The sequence below is a fragment of the Mycobacterium sp. OAS707 genome (assembly GCF_014873705.1).
In the GTDB taxonomy this organism is placed as follows: domain Bacteria; phylum Actinomycetota; class Actinomycetes; order Mycobacteriales; family Mycobacteriaceae; genus Mycobacterium.
In genome coordinates, this window is record NZ_JADBDS010000005.1 from 118,981 (window position 1) to 137,490 (window position 18,510).

At 65.0% G+C, this 18,510-nt stretch carries 16 protein-coding genes; 5 read left to right on the top strand and 11 right to left on the bottom strand.

Annotated features, from left to right (window positions below):
• Positions 1 to 244: 244 nt before the first annotated feature.
• The gene (locus GGC64_RS29115) at positions 245 to 1,420 is read right to left on the bottom strand and encodes an FAD-binding domain (RefSeq protein ID WP_192726074.1); all 1,176 of its coding nucleotides are present in this window, start codon (positions 1,418 to 1,420) and stop codon (positions 245 to 247) included.
• Between the two features lie 124 nt (positions 1,421 to 1,544).
• On the opposite strand from GGC64_RS29115, the gene GGC64_RS29120 reads away from it, so the two are divergent.
• The gene (locus GGC64_RS29120; RefSeq protein ID WP_225952627.1) at positions 1,545 to 2,153 is read left to right on the top strand and encodes an O-acetyl-ADP-ribose deacetylase; all 609 of its coding nucleotides are present in this window, start codon (positions 1,545 to 1,547) and stop codon (positions 2,151 to 2,153) included.
• Positions 2,154 to 2,163: 10 nt separating this feature from the next.
• Here the strand turns inward: GGC64_RS29120 and GGC64_RS29125 are convergent, their stop codons facing one another.
• From GGC64_RS29125 to GGC64_RS29135, 3 genes are read right to left on the bottom strand one after another with little or no spacing between them, the layout of a single operon-like run.
• The gene (locus GGC64_RS29125; RefSeq protein ID WP_192726075.1) at positions 2,164 to 3,993 is read right to left on the bottom strand and encodes a RiPP maturation radical SAM C-methyltransferase; all 1,830 of its coding nucleotides are present in this window, start codon (positions 3,991 to 3,993) and stop codon (positions 2,164 to 2,166) included.
• Positions 3,990 to 6,770 carry an AMMECR1 domain-containing protein gene (locus GGC64_RS29130; protein WP_192726076.1) on the bottom strand — a complete coding sequence of 927 codons (2,781 nt, stop codon included), beginning with the start codon at positions 6,768 to 6,770 and terminating at the stop codon, positions 3,990 to 3,992. The genes GGC64_RS29125 and GGC64_RS29130 overlap by 4 nt, the downstream gene beginning before the upstream one ends.
• 4 nt (positions 6,771 to 6,774) lie before the next feature.
• Entirely contained in the window at positions 6,775 to 7,410 is a 636-nt protein-coding gene (locus tag GGC64_RS29135) for a hypothetical protein (RefSeq protein WP_192726077.1), read from the bottom strand.
• 689 nt (positions 7,411 to 8,099) lie between these two features.
• Between GGC64_RS29135 and GGC64_RS29140 the strand changes: the two genes are divergently transcribed.
• A complete protein-coding gene (locus tag GGC64_RS29140) occupies positions 8,100 to 8,465 on the top strand; it encodes a hypothetical protein (RefSeq protein ID WP_192726078.1) in 366 nt (121 codons plus the stop codon).
• Between the two features lie 32 nt (positions 8,466 to 8,497).
• Here the strand turns inward: GGC64_RS29140 and GGC64_RS29145 are convergent, their stop codons facing one another.
• Positions 8,498 to 9,250, bottom strand: a complete 753-nt coding sequence (locus GGC64_RS29145) for a hypothetical protein (RefSeq protein ID WP_192726079.1) — start codon at positions 9,248 to 9,250, stop codon at positions 8,498 to 8,500.
• Positions 9,251 to 9,481: 231 nt separating this feature from the next.
• On the opposite strand from GGC64_RS29145, the gene GGC64_RS29150 reads away from it, so the two are divergent.
• Both GGC64_RS29150 and GGC64_RS29155 read left to right on the top strand, forming a co-directional pair.
• Positions 9,482 to 9,943, top strand: coding sequence for a hypothetical protein (locus GGC64_RS29150; protein ID WP_192726080.1), 462 nt, complete (start codon positions 9,482 to 9,484; stop codon positions 9,941 to 9,943).
• Positions 9,936 to 10,361, top strand: a complete 426-nt coding sequence (locus GGC64_RS29155; RefSeq protein WP_192726081.1) for a hypothetical protein — start codon at positions 9,936 to 9,938, stop codon at positions 10,359 to 10,361. Before GGC64_RS29150 ends, GGC64_RS29155 begins: the two co-directional genes overlap by 8 nt.
• Here the strand turns inward: GGC64_RS29155 and GGC64_RS29160 are convergent.
• The 4 genes from GGC64_RS29160 to GGC64_RS29170 all read right to left on the bottom strand — a co-directional run bounded on the left by GGC64_RS29160 (position 10,358) and on the right by GGC64_RS29170 (position 15,084).
• A complete protein-coding gene (locus tag GGC64_RS29160; protein ID WP_192726082.1) occupies positions 10,358 to 11,434 on the bottom strand; it encodes a lycopene cyclase family protein in 1,077 nt (358 codons plus the stop codon). The two genes, GGC64_RS29155 and GGC64_RS29160, sit on opposite strands and share 4 nt — an antisense overlap.
• A complete protein-coding gene (locus tag GGC64_RS29165) occupies positions 11,431 to 13,341 on the bottom strand; it encodes a LodA/GoxA family CTQ-dependent oxidase (RefSeq protein ID WP_225952629.1) in 1,911 nt (636 codons plus the stop codon). Before GGC64_RS29165 ends, GGC64_RS29160 begins: the two co-directional genes overlap by 4 nt.
• A complete protein-coding gene (locus GGC64_RS34870) occupies positions 13,338 to 14,348 on the bottom strand; it encodes a hypothetical protein (protein WP_225952630.1) in 1,011 nt (336 codons plus the stop codon). The genes GGC64_RS29165 and GGC64_RS34870 overlap by 4 nt, the downstream gene beginning before the upstream one ends.
• A 148-nt stretch (positions 14,349 to 14,496) precedes the next feature.
• A complete protein-coding gene (locus GGC64_RS29170; protein ID WP_192726083.1) occupies positions 14,497 to 15,084 on the bottom strand; it encodes a hypothetical protein in 588 nt (195 codons plus the stop codon).
• Positions 15,085 to 15,306: 222 nt separating this feature from the next.
• Between GGC64_RS29170 and GGC64_RS29175 the strand changes: the two genes are divergently transcribed.
• Positions 15,307 to 15,645, top strand: coding sequence for a hypothetical protein (locus tag GGC64_RS29175; protein ID WP_192726084.1), 339 nt, complete (start codon positions 15,307 to 15,309; stop codon positions 15,643 to 15,645).
• Between the two features lie 10 nt (positions 15,646 to 15,655).
• Here the strand turns inward: GGC64_RS29175 and GGC64_RS29180 are convergent, their stop codons facing one another.
• Together GGC64_RS29180 and GGC64_RS29185 are read right to left on the bottom strand one after the other, a co-directional pair.
• Positions 15,656 to 17,095 carry a S8 family serine peptidase gene (locus tag GGC64_RS29180; RefSeq protein ID WP_192726085.1) on the bottom strand — a complete coding sequence of 480 codons (1,440 nt, stop codon included), beginning with the start codon at positions 17,093 to 17,095 and terminating at the stop codon, positions 15,656 to 15,658.
• A 22-nt stretch (positions 17,096 to 17,117) separates the two neighbouring features.
• Positions 17,118 to 18,476 (bottom strand): phosphatidylserine/phosphatidylglycerophosphate/cardiolipin synthase family protein, encoded by a 1,359-nt coding sequence (locus GGC64_RS29185; RefSeq protein WP_225952631.1) that lies wholly within the window; start codon positions 18,474 to 18,476, stop codon positions 17,118 to 17,120.
• Between the last annotated feature and the right edge of the window lie 34 nt (positions 18,477 to 18,510).

Genomic DNA, 18,510 nt, shown 5'->3' on the forward strand with positions numbered 1-18,510 from the left:
CGAGGCGTTGCACCGTGAGGACCTAGCCGAACGGAATATGTGTCTGCTGCGGTACAGGTCACCGGTCTAGGCGATGCGATCAATGGCGCGGTTTCGCCGAGCGGACTTCTCGCGATGCCGTCGACGCTGTTAGGGGCCTCTGCGCCCTGAGATAACAGTTCTGCTGCGGCGACTGCCAACCGTCGCTCACATCGAAGGCTAGCAGCGGGGGTGATGCCCTTGCGCCACAAGGGGTTCAGCTAAGTCACATAGGGTAGTTCGGCAATTCGAAGTCGTCGCGCAGGCTGCGGGACACCAGCAGATCGCCCAAAGGAGCGAACTTCATGGCCCGCATCACCAGATGCCGAAACCGGATACCGAGCTCGGTCTTTGTGGCGAAGACGGGTATGAACTTCTCGGCACCGGCCTGTTTGCCTTCGATAAACGGCCGCATTCGACTCTCATAGGCCTGGAATGCAAGCTCGTGATCGCCCCAGGCGTTCTGGAGTTCGCTGGCCAGCACGTAGGCTGCGGTCACGGCCAGACCGGTGCCCTCGCCTGCCAGCAGGGATACGCAGGCGGCTGCGTCGCCGATCAACTCCACCCTGCCCTTTGACCAGTGATCCATGCGGATTTGGCTGACGACGTCGAAGTAGAGGTCGTCAGCGTCGTCGAGTGCGGCGAGGATCTGCTTACATTCCCAGCCAGCGTCGCCGAATTCGTTCCATAGCAGCGCCTTTCGCGCGTCAAGCTCGCCTGGGTCGTAGCCTTGGTCGGAGCGGAACACGAACAGAAACAGGGTGCGGTCGCCGCGCAGCGAAAACCGTGCAACTGATCGACCCGGTCGACTGTAGGTCACGTACACCAGTTCGTCGCGCGGACGATAGCCCTCCACGACCGCGGCCGCGACCAGACAGCCCATGTAGTGCTCGGTGTTGGCCTCGGGCCCGAATGTCAGCCGACGCACGTTGGAGTGCAGTCCGTCGGCGCCGATGACGAGGTCGAAGTCGCGGGTCTTGTTCTTGGCGAAGCCCACGCTGACCCCGTCGGGGTATTGATTGATCGCCGTGATGCTGTCGTCGAAGATCGTTTCGACGTCGCGCTGAATGGCAGCGTAGATGATGGCGGCTAGGTCGCCACGCGCCACGCTGGTGAGCTGTCCGTCGGTCGCTCGCCGGAACCCCTCAACGTTCAGGCTGGCCTGGGTCTGGCCATCGGGGCCGACGGAACGCAGCGATCGCATCTGATAGCCGGCGTCGCGGATGGCCGCCTCCAGCCCCATCCGTTGTGCAACGCGGTAACCCACCCCCCAGAAATCGATCACGTAGCCGCCGGTTCGAAAGTGCGGCGCCCGTTCAATCAACGTCGGCTCGTGACCGGTGCGGTGCAGCCAATACGCGAGTGCCGGGCCGGCGACTCCGGCGCCGGAATCTCTCACCATTCGCCCACGTCGCCGCTGTGCCCGCCGCGCCGCCGGACTGGAACGCCATCGCAGCGCTCACAATCATCGCGGCGGCCCTGATCGCCGCGGGCGTCGCCGGATACTCGCGACGTGACCTGAGCTAATGAGCAACCACGCCAGCAGCTCCGACGTCGACCACGCGACGGATGCCTTCTTTGCGCCCCTGATGGACGAACATAGGGGCATGTCAGCGATTCTTACGGCGATACAAGCCGATATCACCACACTGCGAGTGGATGCCATCGTTAACGCGGCGAACGAATCGCTGCTTGGAGGCGGTGGTGTCGACGGCGCCATTCATCGCGCTGCTGGACCCGGCCTGCTCGAAGAGTGCCGACGCCTGCACGGCTGCCGCACGGGTGAAGCGAAGATCACCGGTGGCTATGACCTTGCCGCCGCCCACGTGATCCACACTGTTGGCCCCCGATGGGCGGGAGGCGATGCCGGCGAACCGGAACTGCTCGCGTCGTGCTACAGGAAGTCTCTTGAACTTGCCGCAGCACATGACGTCCGCTCCATCGCCTTCCCTTGCATCAGCGTGGGCATCTTCGGCTACCCATTCGAGCAGGCCGCGCAGGTGGCGGTGTCGACGGTGAAAGCGACGGTGGACAACTTGTCCGGCATCGGCGAGGTCATCTTCTGCTGCTTTACCGCAGACCAGCTGGCCGTATATGAGCAGCTCCCGGGAATCAACGCCGACCCTTTAGCCTGAGCCGAATGGATCAGTGATAGGGGTTGGCGGGCAGCGCAAGCGCCAGGTACTTGCCATCCAGACTGATAACCAAGTCCAGGTCGAGGAACCGCCCCAGCGCCTGCTGTAGCCAATCGACTGGGCGATCCAGGCCGGCCGCCAATTCGTCGAAACTGCGTGCGTCGGTGCACATCTCATAGAGCGCAGCATCGTCGTCATCGAATCGGTAGCCGCGGTACTCATCGCCGCGGCCGTCGTGGATGCTGACCGACTCCCACGTTTTCACCATCCGCAGATACGGCCGATTCTTCTCATCGGCCCACAGGCGTTTCCACTGCCCCACTAGACGTATGCATTCGCCGTAGGTCTCCTTCGGCAGGCCGCCGACAGTGTCGTGTTCGAAGAAGTACGACACCCGATTCAGGTCGTAGGACGGCGGATAGATGTAGCGGTAGCACCGCGAAGGGCGCAGCCCACTCACATCGTGTTCTTGCGGTTGCTCGAACATCGGTGAGCCGCGGTCGGGGCGGGCCCGCGCAATCGCATACGGCGGCTGTAGGTGCGGGATCTTACGCAGCACTGCGGCCTGGCTGCGGTAGTCCTGTTCGGTTTCTCCGCGGAACCCGTAGAGGATGTTGTAGAGGTTGTTGATGCCGTGATAAGTGGTCCATTTCAACAGCTCCAGGTTGCCCATGCCGGTGATGTTCTTGCGCATTGCCGTGAGCACGTTGGTGGCGAAGCTCTCGATGCCGGGCTGCACGGAGACCAGTCCCCCGCGTCGCAGCTCGCCGAGCTGTGCGCGGGAAAGCTTGGGGCGGATCTCGTAGTGCAGTCGCAGGTCGGTGTGGGCATTGGCGAGCCGTCCGAACAGGCGCGAGATGTAGGCCGGGGCAAGGATATTGTCGATGGCGTTGAAGTCGCGCACCCCGTAGCGACTGGACAGCTCTTTGAGCATCACCAGGACCCGCTCGGGCTTCATTGAACGGAATTCGATCCCTGCCCGGTTGAGCCCGCAGAAGGTACAGTGGTTCTTCATCCCGTACCAGCAGCCGCGTGCGGTCTCGATCGGCAGCATCGCCCGCCGATGTCCAGGATGGCGGTCGTATCCGGTGGCGGCCCGCGTGTGGAAGTACTCGTCGAAGTCGGGGGTCGGCGCAGAGTCCAGATCGCTGAAATTGGCTGCACGGCCTTCGAATACGACTTCGTCACCGTCACGCCACAGCATTCCCCGCAGACCCTTCATGGGTTCTCCGGACCGGATACGCGACACTACTTCGGGCAGCGACGCGTCGGCGTCGCCGCAATGCAAGTAGTCGATTTCGGGGTTGCGCGCCATGATCTCCATGGCGATGTCGTCTTCGAAGGTGGCGCCGCCGAAGATGATCGGCAGATCGGGATGTTGGGCCTTGATGGCCTTGGCCAGCGCGAGGGAGGCCACCATCTGCTGAAAGCACACACTGAAACCGACCAGGCTGTAGGCACTCCAGTCGACCTCACGCAGCGCCCAGTCGATGAAGCTCACGGTCTTGTGATCGCGCACAGCGACGATGTCTGCGACGGTGCCGCCGGCCTGCCTGGCGATGTGTTCGAGGTCGGCGCCGAACTCTTCGAGGTATTCGCCGGTGTCGGACGAATCGCCGAAAGCTGCTTTGGCCCATATCCATTCGCCGACCATGCACGGGTAGACATCAGCCAACGCTTCGTTGAGTTCCCAGCCGATGTGTTCGGCGAACCGAAGGAACAGCGACATGGATTCGACGGCGAACCCGGCTTGCTCGAGTGTGGGTTTGAGTAGGGCGAGCTGGAAGGACGGAAATCGCGACGCCAGCGTCGGCGCACTGATCAGCGCAATGGGTTTCACGAGGCGAGCACCCCGTCGAGGGCCATCAGCGCCGAAAGTGCGTGGTGAACGTAGTCGGTGCGCACCTCGCTGGAGGTCAGTGAGCTTCGCACGCCTCCCAGCGCCCAATCCGCATTCGGCAGCACTGCGGCGTCACGGTCTTGATAAACCAGCCGATCCAGAAACCGCACCCCCGCTCGTGCAGCGCGCCGGTAGCGCGCCTCGCGCTCGCCGTCGCCGTCGCTGTCGGCGGCCGCGCGGACCGCGGCGATTCCTTCTAGATACAAAGCGGTTGTGGCGCCCGGTGTGTCGGGTTGGTGGTCGTTGAGGAAGGCACCGGTTTTGTCGGACTGGAATGTCAACGCCCAGTCGGCGATTTCGTAGGCGAACTTCCACAGCACCACGTCATCGAGCACACTGGCCCACACCACGAAGGCTTGCATCAGCCAAGCAACCGCTCCCCAGGAATGGTTCTGCCGGAAGCGCATCCGGTAGTAGCGCAGGGCGCGGTCGATGTCAGGGCAGCGCGGTGCGCACACGCCACGCTGCGCCGCGACCGCTAACGCAAGCAAGGCTTGGCCGGGCGCGTAGTCCTGATATGCCGCAATGTCGGTGTCGCGGTGAGTGGCGAATCGGCCGTGGCAGTCGATGCGCGACCACAGGTTCTCCAGCATCGTCTCATCAACCGGCACACCGGATTCCAGCTGTGCCAGGACGACGAACGCCACCTCAGAGATCGTCGCAGGCTGGTCATCGACTTGCACCCAGCCACCGTCGACCACATGCTTCTGCAGCCGGTTCAGGTCGTCGATGCATTGCTCGGTCAGACCGGCACGCGCCTTGATCCACGCGCCGTAGGCGAACCGCGCCGGATGCATGCCGGTCCGCAGCCGATCGGCGAACACCTCGTATCGGTTGACGGGGTCACCGGACGGGTCGTGCACCCTTACGGTGTAGCTGGTAAGAAGTTCACGCAGGCGCGCTGCGTCGACATCTTCAGCACCGACAGGTAGGCCGGCTTGCATCCGGTGCACTCCGGCGGCATCGGCCAGCCAGCTCGCACAGTCGTAACGCGTCCAGTAATACGGGGGCCGGGTGATGCCCGCCTTGTCGATCACCTCGTTGACATAGCCCTGCGGGGTGAGGTTGTGGGTCATCGCCACAGACGGCAGCAGGAACCCACGGCGGTGTCCCTGGCGCACGGCCAGCGCCTGATCGCCAAAACGCAACGGTCCGGTCACCCACTCGGGTGCAGCCGCCCCGATCTCGTGCTGGTTGGCGAGCAGTGAGACGCTTACCGCGATCTGCGCGTCGGCCGCCGGGCCGGCGAAACGTTCATCGGCCAGCGCCGCATCGGTGAACTCCGGCAACGACGCTGCGAGGTCACCGTTGAATCCCCCTGCGCAGCCCGCGATCGCACCGTTGGCGTAGACGGTGACGAACAGTCCGCAGATGTCATCGGGCAATGTGACGGGCTGCCCTGCTCCAGTCGCCCTCATCGCGTGCGCGCGTGCCTGCCGCGCCAGCTCCGTCGCGGCGTCGTGCGGCCAGGCAGCTCGTGGCGAATCGGGCGCGCCGGTCGGCTGCCATCTCACCCCGGGTTCGACGACCTTGACGACGTCGTGGCGATACAGGTGGTAGGGCTCGAGTTCGAACAACTGGGCGTTGCGCCGCGCGGCGTGCCAAAACTGTTGCCACTCATTGGCGATGCCGGGCATGCGCGGCAGGGCACCGCCCAGCTGGCTGTCGCGTTCGGTGCTGCGCACCACGATGCCGTAACGGTCGTTATCGAGTTCCCCGACGGTGCATTCTTCTAGCGCACCGAAGAAGGTGACCGCGATCGCGCAGTCGTTCAGGACTGCGTGCGGATCGCTGTGGCTGGCCGAAAGTTGTTGTGCCGTCTGCACAGCGGCGGTGACCACGTCGGTGCACGGTGTCCCCCTGGCTTCGCCCGGGAAGTGCCAGAACCCGTCGCGTGCGCAACGATCGTGTATGTCGGTGCGCCGACGCAGACTGATCCAGCAGCCACCGGCGGAGTCGTAGTCCGCGGCCAGGGTGTCCGGTGCCCGCAGCGCGCGGCCGGTGTTGAGGTATTCGGCAACCGCCTCGCGTGCCAGCACGGCGGGATGCAGGCCCTCGGGGGCGCGGCGAACCGCGGCGGCGAGCGCCACGGCGGTCTTCGTCGGGTTGGCGGGCGGCGGTTCTTCGCCGTCCATGTGCCGCATGAAGTCGGAGAAGATGTCGAAGACGGCCGCCACCCGTAGTCCGCGCGCCTGCAGCTTCGCCACGCCCAGGTCGTAGCGGAAGCGGACCAAGCACACCGCTCCCTCGACTTGAAAACCCGCTTCCTCCAGTCGATCTGCGCACGTCCACGCGGAGAAACCTGAGCTGATGGAGTCGTCGATGATGACTACCGGTTCGCTGGGATCAAGTTTGCCTTCCATCAGCTTGCAAGACCCGTGCTTCTTGGCTTCTTTACGAACCAACGCGCCGCGGTAAAGACCGCCACCGCCCAGGATGCAGCCCTGCAGCAGAGGCACGCCGGTCAGACCGTAGGTCACCAATTGCCGACTCTCAAACGACTGCAGCACATCGAGCAGACAGCTGCTGGCCAGGTGCGCGCCTCGAGGTGTGAGGGTGACGGCCAGCGAGTCGAGCATCCACCGCGCGGACGAGCCGTCGCGCGACAACACCGGCTGCGAGGGTGTGCGGTGCAAGATGCCGTCAGTGCGAAGCATCTCGAGGAATTCCGCGCGCTCGTCCTCGGTCGCCACTGACCGGCGCGCCGTTATCGCCATGCGACTATTCGCGTTCGGGTGACTCCGGCGCGACTTCGACGACGGTCTCCGGTCCGGTTTCGCGGTCGGGACGTTCGGGCGCCACCTCTTGAATCGGTGGGCGGTGCGGATGGTGCCCGGGCCGATCCGGGGAGACTTCGACGATCTTCTCGGGTTTGTCCGGCTTGTCCGGATTGACTTCCGGATATGTCGGCCGCCCGGGATGCTGCGGGGCGACCTCGGGATGATGGCGGCCGGGCTCGTCAGGGGCGACTTCGGGGATCACCCTGTCCGGGTCGTCTTCATCGGGATCCTCAGGCGCGACCTCGGTGTGTATCGGCTTGCCTGGATGCGGCGGGGCGACCTCTGGGTGCTTACGGCCGGGGTGGTCTGGATATTCCGGCTGGACTTCCGGGTGCTTGGCGGGTTCGGTCTCTGGTGCGACTTCGGTGATGGTCTCTGACGGCTCCGGGCCCTTTTCCGGTTTCCCTTCGGCGGCAACGGTTTCGACGGTCCGCCCGTCGTGGGGCACAGTTGCAGGACGATCCACCTCGACGCCGGGCTCATCGGATCCGCGGCGCCGACCAGTGCCGTCGAGCGCTCGGTCATCAGGCACACTCTCCGGCCGCGTACCGCTCGTTCTGTTCACCTCGACACTCACCACAACCCCCATTCGTCGCGGCAGCGGAGTTCCCCACCCGCTGCGAAGAGCCCTCACCCGACTCCTGGAAACACTCAGAGAGTGGCAAGGATGATGGCAGCGTACGCGCAGTTGTTGCCCGGGGAATGGTTTTGCCGAACTAATCTGTTCCCTCGTTGCGGCAAACCCGCCGCGCGCAGATCCGTGATCACAGCGCAGCCGCGCTTTAGTGGGCCATGCAGAGCGTGACACGCGAGAACCGTTGACGTGTCGGGCAATCAAGATCAGAGCGTCAGGTGCACAACGGTTAAGCTTCGCGCGTTTGCCATGACTGCGCGCCGCGTCGCAGCAGCACTGCAAGCCAGCGGGGTGCCCACGATATCTTTGCTGTCCGACGCCTGCCATGGTGGGTGGTACTGCACTTCTGTGATACGTCGACGGCCGTTGCCGCGTTCATTTGCTGCGCCCGCCGCTGCTAACAGATCCCGTGGACGGTAATCCCCTGGGGTGTGATCAGCTGGCCGGTTGACTGGGTGGTGGCCGAAATCTGTTGGGCCACTGCGCTGGGGGCATCGCCGACTCAAAGCACTAGCGATTCGAGTAGTCGTGTACGCGTGCCGCCACGATGGCGCGGCCACAGACTCATGGTTGTCAACTCCATTGCTTCATCGCGGCCGGCCGATTTCCGCGTCGGCAGGAAGGAATCAGAAATGTCATCTACCAATACTGCCGGTGGCCTCCTGACGATCAGCGTCTCCGGACCGGCCAGCCACGTCAGCGAATTCGATGTCGCGCAGGGGTCTTCGGTACATGTCGAGATCCCTTCGGACTACACAGAAAAACACAACGCACTAGCGACGAAAGACCTCGAGATTCTCAGCGGCATTTTGAGCGGTAGGAGCGTCGAGGTGAGCCGTCTGATCTCCGCGGCATCTCGCGGCGAGTTCGATGAGGCGCGCTCTTTGGCCAAGCAGATCGGCATCGTCGAGGACACCTTCGTCTCTCAAGACGGTGGGCTGTGGGGACTGGTCGTCGTCATCGCAGTGGTGGCCGCTGTGACGCTCGCACACGATTAGGCCGGTCAGCGCCCGGCGGTAGCCAAGCAGTCCTAGGCCGTTGCGTCTAAAGGCAAGTCCGTTCCGTGTACTCGAGTTTCATTGTGACATCGTGCGGGGGTTTGGTTCTCCGCCCCGATGATCAGGCCGGTGGCGAGGATCTCAAGCCCGCGGGTGGCCGATGATATGCCAACGGGCTGCAGGAAGTATGAATGTAGCGACGCCGAGCTGAGCATTGCGACGATGGTTGAGATGCCCAAAACGCAACGGTGCGTGTGTATTCGCGGTCTTGATAGGCGGCTTTGACGGCCGCTGCTTCTTCGAGGCTGGCTTGGGCTTTCTTCTGTGTCACAGGCACGTGAGCGGTGCTTGCCCGCATCCCTTGCGAAGCGGCCTTCTTCGCGGGCATCCGCAGCATCGGCCAGTGGGTACGCGGCGTGTGCGTGCGCTGCTCTTGCGTGGTAGAAGTTCGTCGTCGCGTCCGCGGCGGCTCCCATTGACGCCGAGAGGTCATCGGCGACGTTCTGCTTCGGGATCAGCAGCGCGGCAAGCGGTTCGAGCAGTCGTTCTATCGCGAAGGCCGCGACGAAGAACACCGCAGGCGGGCGTCGGTGACCGGCAAGGGGCGTCTGGCCGGCGGAGCCGAGGTCGACGAGACCTTCGGCGACGACCGCGCTATCAAATCCGGTGCAGCTCCTGCTACCACCGACCTTACTTTCGTAATCCGCGCACGGCACCGACAGCAAAGAATGGGGAATTTGCGACAATTCAGGCGATAATCCGACTGCCGTGGCGGACGAATTCATATCACACGAATGAGATACACATGCGCCGCCTGACCGATCGTCGAGCCAGGTGATATGCGCTGGTCACGGGCCGCTGGCGGGCCGATGAATTCCACGACCCCCGTGCTCCCTGCGACCGCATTTGATCCCACGAATTTGTCGGCTTTAGTGTGCGAATTCGCCCCATAAAACTCGCTCGATATTCGTACGATGGAGGCGGCTCAGGTCGATCTAAAGAGACGGGGGAATTCCATGGCTGAGGTATTCAAAGTCGTCATCGACGGTCTGCAGTCGCGCGACGCTCACGCCACCATCAATGCCGCCATTCAGCAGGCGGTGGTGACGCACCTGGCTGGCCGCGACGTCGGGGGCGGCGATGACGACGAGGCGGTCCTGCTGAGCAACTGGCGGCTCGCCGGCTACGTCGCCAGGGTCGGCCTGCCGGCGATACAGGCAGATCTCGCCGACCGTACGCGCGAAGCTGTGCCCACCGAAGACCGATTGGGTCGCTTCGAGGTCAACATTGACGGACTGGACCTGCGCGACGAGGAGCGCACCGCGATCGCTGCGGACATCCAGAAAGCGGTGCTGCCTCATATCGCGGCACTGGACCTCGGCGCTCGCGTGCCGGCAATGGTGTTGCGGCCGCCGGGCTGGCTGGGGTTGATCCTCAAGCCGCTCGAGCCCGAGGAGTTGGACGAGTTCCGTGTCTGACAGCTGCTGCGGCGGCACGAACAGGGTGCACCTGTGTCCGAGCGCGCCGGCCAAACCCGGAGCGATTTTGCTGGGCCTCGTCACGTCCAACGGCCAAATCGCCTACCTGACACCACAGATGCGGATCGACGAGGACTTCGTCGACGTCGCCGCCAAGGGCCGAAGCCCCGAGAAACGCTTCCGGTTCGCCAGTACGTGCGTCGAGGGGGGCTGCGCGCAGTGGACGGGCAGTCGTTGCGGCGTCATCGAGGCCGCCGTGGCCGAGGCCGGCGGACAAGCAATCGACTCGGAGGATTCGTCGCTGCCGAAGTGCTCGATCAGGTCGCGATGCCGCTGGTTTCATCAGCGGGGACGCGACGCGTGCGGGGTGTGTCCGCTGATCATCACCGACCGCGGCGGTGAAACCGGCAGCGTCTAAGCACTTCTCGTCGTCTCATCGGCGCCGTGCTGGCTAAGCCAGAACGGGCGGCTCGCCCACCGCTGTTCGCGGGCATATGCAGCCGAGCGGCGTGCCTCGTAGATGGCGCGCACCTCGCGGTGTCGTGCGGTGACGTCCGCGAGCGCGTTGCCGGTGTTGTGCGCGCAGATCGCTTGTGCCGCAACGACACCGCCGGCGAGCGCGCCCAGCAGTCCTTGCGATGACAGCGGATCGAACGCGACGGCCGCGTCGCCGCACGCGATCCACCCCTCTCCGCACACGCGGTCCAGCCATGCCCCACCCGCAGGTGACACCTGCGGTGTCGACCACGCCTTGGGCTCACCGGCCCAACCCTGTAGGTGTTGTCGCCCGCCCAGCCGGGCAGCGAACTCCTCGCGGCCACGCAGCGACTGTGCGTCGGCCGGTCGCAGCACACACGCCGCCCCGATGCGGCGCTGTGCCGAGGCGCCGACATACCACCAGCCATCGGGCTCGCTTTCGACGAAAATTCGGGCCGGCAGCAAGTGGTGGGCTTCAAGTTCTCTCACAGCGTGTACCGCCACCAGCGGCGCATCGTTGCGGCGCTTCGCCCCGACCCGCCGCGCTACCGCACTCGCCCGGCCCGTCGCATCGATTACCCAGCGAGCCGCGACATCTGCGCCATGTGCGAAGCGGGCAAGCCATCGCGTCTGGTTGCGGCGCAGTGCGATTACTCGATCAGTGCTCAGCGCGACGCCGATGGCTGTGCAGCGCTGCCGCAGGGCCTCGTCGAATTCCTGGCGGTCGATGAACCATCCTGCGCCATCGGGTGAGCCCAACGCATCCGATGCCGCCAAATGACTATTCCCCCAGGCCGATAGCGTTCCGCCGCACCGGCCTGCGGTCAGCCCGTCCAGAGGTGTGAGCCCGGCGGCTGCCAGTACGCGAGCGGCGGCGCCGGGCAGTGACTCGCTGCGGCGCAGGTTAACCGCAGCACGGTGGACCAGCAGAACTGATGCGCCGTCGTGGGTGAGCCGGGCCGCGGCAGCGCAGCCCGCCGGTCCCGCACCGACGACGACGACATCGATGTTCATCGGTGGCGGATTCGCACGCTGCGGAATTCGTGGAACTGCTCCTCGCTTCCCCACCCGGCTCGCACCACGGGGTCTGGTGAGGGCGCGAGGATTTCGGCGGCGAGGCCAGCGGCACGCAGCGCATCGGTGACGTGGGGGGCCAGATTCTCCACATACATCACCGCCGGCAAGTCGGGGTCATCGGCAACGCCCTCGCGGGCTTCGATGACACCCAGGCTGCCGAATTCGTCGATCATGCGAGCCATCACCTCAGCGACGCCGGCGCCGTCGCTGATGAGTTTGCGCAGCCATGCGTCGCGGCTGTTGTAGGCCGCGAGGCGCTGCTCGCGCGGCTTCGTCGGGTCCACGGCGATCTGATAGCTCTGCTCGGTCAGCACCTGGTTGGGTACCCGCGCCGGCCAAAACGTCGGCAGGTACGGGTCGAATTCCGGTTCGTAGCCCGACCGGCAGAATGCGGTGTCGCCCTGCCAGGGCAGGGCCATCCACCGGGTCAGCCCGCCAGGGGGCTGGGCATACAGCGGACCGTCCAGGCTGAGGGCATTGGTCTGGGTCAGCTGTGGCCCGAGGTCGCGTTCCCGGTCGGTCGGTGGGCGTGACCGGATGCGGAAAGGGCTGCTGTACAAGCTGATCCGGCGCATCGGCCAGGTGAGTTCGCATCCGGGGTGAAAGGCGTCGGCCAGGCAGTAGGTCAGCGCCGCGCGGTCGAGAATGTCGGGCTGATCGGCGATGGGCGCCTGTTCGATCTCGGTGAGTGGCTTGGGTGCGGTGTCGCGCTCAAATCTGCCGTGCGCCCATTCGCCGAGGATCCATGCGTGCAGCGGAGGCAACGCCAGACTGTTGCGCGGCGAGGCGGCGTCGAAGGATCCGAACGCGTCGCCGTAGATCCACGGCCACAGCCGCGGTTCGTTGACAGTGGATGCTCGCGGGCGAAACGCGTTGAGCAACTGCAGGCGAAGCTCGCGGTAGGGATCGCTGCCGCCCGTCGGCGGAGTGGCCAGTCGGTCGATGAAGGCCGGATCGGCGAAGTCCATGGGCCGGCCCCGGCCGAACATCGACGCGAAGCCGGCATTGACCCACTGCAGGTTGGACAACCGGGACAGGACCGGTAGCACGTCGGCGTGAAAGTGCACTGCGTCAGGCTTCGGTAGCCAACCGTTTTCGACGTAGAGGTCGATGAGTAGGTCGGTCATCGTGCGCCAGCTGATGACCTCGGGCGCATAGTTGGGCGGAGTGACGACCACCCACGCGTCATCGACAGGGATCCTGCGCCCGTCGATGACGACATCGGCCGTGACGGGGCCGTCGGCGGTGTCGTCATACCAGTCGTCGGCGTTGTTGAAGCTGTCCGGGTCGTCCGGGTTATACAGTGGTGCGTCGCTGGCCGAGTGCGAGACGCCGTGGGCACCAAAGACCAGCAGGCGTCCGTCCTCATCGGTGCGCAGCTCACCCAGGGCTACCTCGACGTCCTTGAATTTCCCGCCGTCGAGCTTGAATTCCGGTTTGCCCGATTGCGATTGGCCGGCGATGGATTTGGGTCCTGGGTCGATGACAAGACTTTGGCGGGCCGATCCGCGGATGTTCGGGTTGCGCCGCGGGCACTGTGCGGTGGCGGCGTCGGGGATGTCTAGTGCCGCGATGAAGCGGTACCACGCCGCTTTGCGGTTGGCGACATGCACCGTCCAGGTGATCTCGGCGGTCTCGGAGGTCAACTCCGATACCACCGCGCCGGTTTCGTCGATGCCGTAAACGCGAAAGCGGGCGGCCTGACGCTTGAGCGCTCCGCTCGCATCCCGCAGACTTTCGGTGGCGGGCGCGCCGATCACCTCGGGACCGATGGTGAAGTCTGTTGTGCTGTCGCCGATCCGGGCGATTCCGATCCCGGGATGGATCCGGGCCCGCACGATCATGCCGGTTCCCCCGCGGGTTGGCGGCCCCCAACCGGGTCCGGTGAGGACGGTTCGTCCAGCGAGACACCGTTGACGGTGCGCCGTTGATCGGCTGAGGCTGCGTAGGCCAGTCGTCGCGCTTGCGCGATCGAGCCAAGCGGCAGGTGTTCGGCGGGTACCCGCCAGATGTTGAACGCCAGGTTTTCGGCGAACTGAGCCTGACCGGCAGCGGTGATGTTCTGTCGGGGCAGCAGCAAGTCAGCGACTTCTATCGGTTGGCTTTGCGCCTCGTTCCACGGCACCGTCGCATCGTCGATGGGCATGGTGGCGGGATCGGTTTGAATCTGAACGGTCAGCGCGAAGCGGGCGTCGCCAGACTTCAGGCGCGCAGCGAGATCAGCTCCGAGATAGTCCCGGTCGCTGGGTGTTTGAGTCAGCGGCGCGTCTTCGATGGGCGGAGTCAGCTTGTACTTGACGACGTAGTCGGATCCCAGATGAAACGGGACCCCGCTCCAATACGGGGTGCCGAGCACGCTGGCCACCGGCTTGGCCATGTCGCGGAGAATCGCCGCGGTCGCCGGGTGGGCTTGCAGGTAGGGCCCGTAGTCGCCGTCGACGACGCCCGCGCGGGTGAATTCGCACATATCGGTGGCCGTCGCCACGAAAAAGACGTCGTGGTTCTGCATCAGCAGATCCATCGTGGTGTCGCTCGTCTTGCCGATGGACATGGGCCCGGAGACGCCGAACAGCTTCACCCCAATTCCCAACGTGGACTTGAAGTCCGGTGCACGCGGCGGCGTGTCGGAGGAGAACCGCACCCACGCCGGCACCTCGGTGGCGGCGAACAGACCCACACGCAGATCCTCGGGAATGCCGGGGCGCATCCGTAGCACGCCGCGCGCGGCGCCGTGAACCTTGTGGAACACGGTGCGCAGCGCGGGGCGTTCGCCGGCGTCGATGCGTTTCTTCTGGACGATGTCGACGAACATCTGCTTGAGGTTGTCTGCCGCATGCGCTGCGCAGTCCATGGTGTCTCCTCGGCCAAGTGCTCACTACGGATGCCGGGCTTGCCGAAGTCAGTATCGTGCGCGGCGCAGCGATGATCGCGAGTAGTCGACTACGTGAGTTTCCTGCTGCGGCAAGCAGTGCGCGGGCGGCACGCGACCGCCGTCTGGCTCAGGCTTCCAGGATGATCGCGGTGATCGTTCCGGTGGTTGAGGCCACCAGCGCTCCCCCGCCACCAGCGATGGCGCCGCCAAGGCCGTCGGCCAAGCCGACGCCGAGGAGAAAGCTGGTCGCGTCGAACGCGAAGTGACGCGGGTACAGAAACTCCGCCGGCGGATACAACGGCGAATAGATCGTGTCGGCGCCGTCTTGGTACATCTCCTCCACGAACGCAAGGTTGTCGGCGAGCTGTGGCACCCGTGCACGGGTGGCTTGGACCACCTTGATGACATCGTCGAGCGATTTGTTCTGGATGTCCTCCTCGAGTTGATCCAGCGCTTCGCGGACCTCGCCGGAGACGTTGTCCTTCTGCGCGGTGATGGCGGGCAGCATGTCCAACGCCCGCTGCACGACATCGCGGACCTCGTCGTCGAACGCGCGAACCTGCAGCGCGGCTTCGAGCACTTCCCGTTCCGTCGGCGCTTGCCCCTTCGGGGTGGCGAGGTAGTGCACGACATGCAGCGGGTATTGCATGAACGCCTGCATCACCTTGGTGTGCTCGGCGGCGGTGATCTCGGATTTCGCGGTGGTGACCGTCATGGCCTCTCCTTTGTCGGTGAACCGGCGACTTCGATGCTATTGATGTTGACTGCTGCGTTAAATAGGGGATTTCCCGACATTTTGCAGGTCACGGACGGCTGTGCTCGCGCGGGCGTGCGGAGGTGTTTGCTGCATGCCCGACGCGCACCGCCGCGCGCGCTTATCCTGGTAGTCGTTGGAGTGGCTGTCGGCTCAGTGAGGCGACGGGCCGAAGGAGTGGTCATGGCTGGTAAGTCGGGTAGCAAAATCAGCCCTGCGCTGCAGGAGCGTCTCGAATCGGTCGCACCCGACGAGGCGATGGAGGTGGTGGTGCAACTCGAGCCGCCACAGATTCCCACACAGGGATCGCGCGCCGAGCGTATCGACGCCACCAAGACCAAATTCGACCGCACCTTGACGGACTTGACGGGCAAGGTCTCCACAGCGGGCGGCAAGGTGCTTTCGGGGGCCTGGATCAACTCGACGGCACGGGTTCTGGCCACCCCCGACCAGATCAAGACTCTGGCAGGCGATGACCATATCCAGGCGATTGACTCGCCGGTCACGCTGCAACCCGACTGATCACGGCTGGTTACTTCAGCTGCAGCAGGCCGCGGCCCTGCTCGTTGGTGGTGAATCCCTTGAGCTTCTTCGTCGAGCCCAGCAGTTGATCGCGCACCTGATCCGGTGTGAGGTGGGGGTTCTGCTGCAGCAGTAGCGCGACCGCGCCGGTCACTTGCGGAGCGGCGTAACTCGTGCCGTAGCCGGCATCACCGAAGCCGCCGCCGACGAGGCAGCAGTCCAGTCGGGGCCCGTTGAGTTCGCCACCGGGTGCCACAAGGTGCGGACGGGTGCGCCGCAGCGCCGGTCCGCGACTGCTGTAGTCGCCGACCCGGGTGCCGTCGAGGGTGGTGCCGCCGACCACGATGATCCCTTCGGCTTCGGCGGGTGTGGTCATCGTCGAGGCGCGAGGTCCGTCGTTGCCCGCGCTCTTGATCACTACCATGCCCAGCGCCCACGCGTTGTCGACGGCGAGGGCTTCTCGGCTCTTGGTTTTGGAGACCGGTCCGGCTCCCCACGAGCAGTTCGCCACGGCCGCACCGTCTTCCAGGGCCTGCTGGATGGCCAGAGCGCCGGCGTGGTCGTCTGCGTGCAGCGCGCGGACGGTGGCCAGCACCTTGTAGTTGTAGATGGTCGCGCCGGGGGCGATGCCGCCGTTGGTGGGGTCGTCGGCGGCGATGAGGCCGCCGACGGCCGTTCCGTGAAAGTCCGGCGTTCCCCACGGCTCGGTGGTGTAGTTGCGCCGCTGCACGACGCGCCCCTGCAACGCGGGATGTTTGGCGGCGATTTCGGAGTCGATGACCGCCACCGTGATGCCGGCGCCGGTGAGGCCGGTTCTGGTGAGGTAGTCGGGTAGCCCGATGGCGACCTGGTTGACGGCGGCCGCTTCGGGCTGCAATTGGCGCGGCATGTCGATCGACGTCACCGCGGGGTCGGCTGTCACGTCGGCAAGGGCGTCGGGCCCCGCCCAGGTGCGCATGGTGCGGTTGAGCCAGCAGACTTGGGTGATCAGCGATTGGATCTGCGGCCAGCCCAGGAAGTCTGGTGAGAGCCCGACCGTCGTGGTCGACAGCCGCTCGATCTCGGTGTAGACCGACGACATCGCCTGGTAGCTGGCGGTGCGTACCCGGTTGACCGCGCTCGCGCGGTCGATGTGCTGCGGCTCTTTGCCCCGCGCGCCGCGGCCGCGGGATGCAGACCGCGCCGCGTCGGGTGTGTCGTCGAGCACCTTCAGTGTGGCGGGCGGATCGAATTCGACGACAGTGGCAAGCGGCTGCTTGCTGGGCGCCACGGCTGGCATCGCCTCCAGCGCCAGTCCACGCATGCCGGGACTGGGCTGTCCGGATGGTCGCCGGTAGACGGCCAAACAGAAAGCGTCGGAGGCCTTTTCGGCCAAGGCGCTGCCATACAGCCGCTTGGTGTAGGCCCGCGCATCTTTGCGCTCTTCGGTGTCCGTCAGTGCCGTTGTCATTGGGGTGCTCCTTATCTCGCGGTCAGACTTCTCGGTAATCGCCGGGTTCGACTTTGACGAATCCGCCGGCGCGCAGCGCCTCGGGTGCAATGGCCTCCGGTGTCACGTTGGTTCCGGTGAAGGTCTGATCGGGGCTCTTGAACGCGGTGCTCCAGTCGGTTTCGAAGATGGGCGTGAAGTATTCGGCGATGTCGGCGTCGGGCACCCACAGTCCGGCTTCCCTGTTCTTGGTGACCGCGAAGTCCGACCAGTTCTGGGAGCTGATCAGCACCGCGGCGCGATCGACGATGACCATCTTGTTGTGGCAGTGGACGTATCGGTCCGTGTTGATGTAGCGGATGTGTGTGCCCAGCTTGAGCCCGAAGTCATCGGCGAGCATTTCCAGGTTCTTGTGCTCGGCGTCCAAATCGCCCCTACTGAACACCCTGCCGAGCACGATGCGTACTTTCAGGCGTGGGTTGGCCTCGCGCGCGGTGGCGATGGCGCCCAGCAGTTCACGCACCTCTGGTTGCTTGGCCTTGATGTATTGCTGCTCGATGTCGATCGAGGTGGTGGCGGCCTCGAGCAGCGGGGGCATTACCGTCATGTAGTTGTCGGGGCTGGTCACCGGTTGCAGGCGCAGCGGGCCGCTGAGATTGAAGCGCCTGCTAGCGAACAGCTTTGCCGGCCGCTTGGTGGGGGCTGCCTCGAGCAGGATTGCCTCTGGGGGCGGCGCGGCTTCGGGCGCGAGGCCTCCCGCGGCGTCGGTGGCAGCAGCCATGTCCGCGCGCAGGATGTCGGTGAACAGCTTGGCCAGTGGCTTGGAGCGCACCGCCAGGCCGGTGTCGCGGTTACCGGTGCGAAAGTGGGGGCCGGCCACGCCGTCTTGTTCGTTGAGCGGGACGGAGTTCGCGCTGTAGTTGCCGCTTTGCACCAGGGTCCATTCGTCGTCGATGACGATGACCTTCTCGTGTGAGGATGCGAACAGGTGGATGTTGGGGTTCGCGCAGGATGGCGCCGAGACGGCGTCGACCCCGATGTCGGCCAGATCTGCGAAGAGTTTTTTCTCGTCCGCCCCGTCGATGTCGAGCATCAGCGCCACCTTCACTCCGCGGGCCAGCGCGTCGAGCACCAGCTGCTTGATGTATGCGGCGGTGAAGTCGTAGATGCCGATCAGGATGGATTTCTTCGCATTGTCGAAGAGCTGCTTGGTCACCGCGTACGTCGAGTCGGGTGAGGCGTAGGCGATGATGTCGCTTTGCACCGAGACGCTGGGAATCTTGCGCTTCTGGTATCCCCCGAGCTGACACTGTCGCGGCACCATCTCCAGCTCGATGAGCCCTTGTGCCTCTGGGTTGATCGCGCCATCGCGCGCGGTTGATTTGACGGCCCATGTCGGCATCGTGGTTATCCCCTGTGTCGGTGTCTGTTTCGGG

Excerpts from the sequence above, each read along its gene's own strand:
- GGC64_RS29115 (WP_192726074.1), bottom strand. The coding sequence starts at position 1,420 with ATGGTGAGAGATTCCGGCGCCGGAGTCGCCGGCCCGGCACTCGCGTAT.
- GGC64_RS29120 (WP_225952627.1), top strand. The coding sequence starts at position 1,545 with ATGAGCAACCACGCCAGCAGCTCCGACGTCGACCACGCGACGGATGCC.
- GGC64_RS29130 (WP_192726076.1), bottom strand. The coding sequence starts at position 6,770 with ATGGCGATAACGGCGCGCCGGTCAGTGGCGACCGAGGACGAGCGCGCG.
- GGC64_RS29140 (WP_192726078.1), top strand. The coding sequence starts at position 8,100 with ATGTCATCTACCAATACTGCCGGTGGCCTCCTGACGATCAGCGTCTCC.
- GGC64_RS29145 (WP_192726079.1), bottom strand. The coding sequence starts at position 9,250 with ATGAATTCGTCCGCCACGGCAGTCGGATTATCGCCTGAATTGTCGCAA.
- GGC64_RS29150 (WP_192726080.1), top strand. The coding sequence starts at position 9,482 with ATGGCTGAGGTATTCAAAGTCGTCATCGACGGTCTGCAGTCGCGCGAC.
- GGC64_RS29160 (WP_192726082.1), bottom strand. The coding sequence starts at position 11,434 with ATGAACATCGATGTCGTCGTCGTCGGTGCGGGACCGGCGGGCTGCGCT.
- GGC64_RS29165 (WP_225952629.1), bottom strand. The coding sequence starts at position 13,341 with ATGATCGTGCGGGCCCGGATCCATCCCGGGATCGGAATCGCCCGGATC.
- GGC64_RS34870 (WP_225952630.1), bottom strand. The coding sequence starts at position 14,348 with ATGGACTGCGCAGCGCATGCGGCAGACAACCTCAAGCAGATGTTCGTC.
- GGC64_RS29170 (WP_192726083.1), bottom strand. The coding sequence starts at position 15,084 with ATGACGGTCACCACCGCGAAATCCGAGATCACCGCCGCCGAGCACACC.
- GGC64_RS29175 (WP_192726084.1), top strand. The coding sequence starts at position 15,307 with ATGGCTGGTAAGTCGGGTAGCAAAATCAGCCCTGCGCTGCAGGAGCGT.
- GGC64_RS29180 (WP_192726085.1), bottom strand. The coding sequence starts at position 17,095 with ATGACAACGGCACTGACGGACACCGAAGAGCGCAAAGATGCGCGGGCC.
- GGC64_RS29185 (WP_225952631.1), bottom strand. The coding sequence starts at position 18,476 with ATGCCGACATGGGCCGTCAAATCAACCGCGCGCGATGGCGCGATCAAC.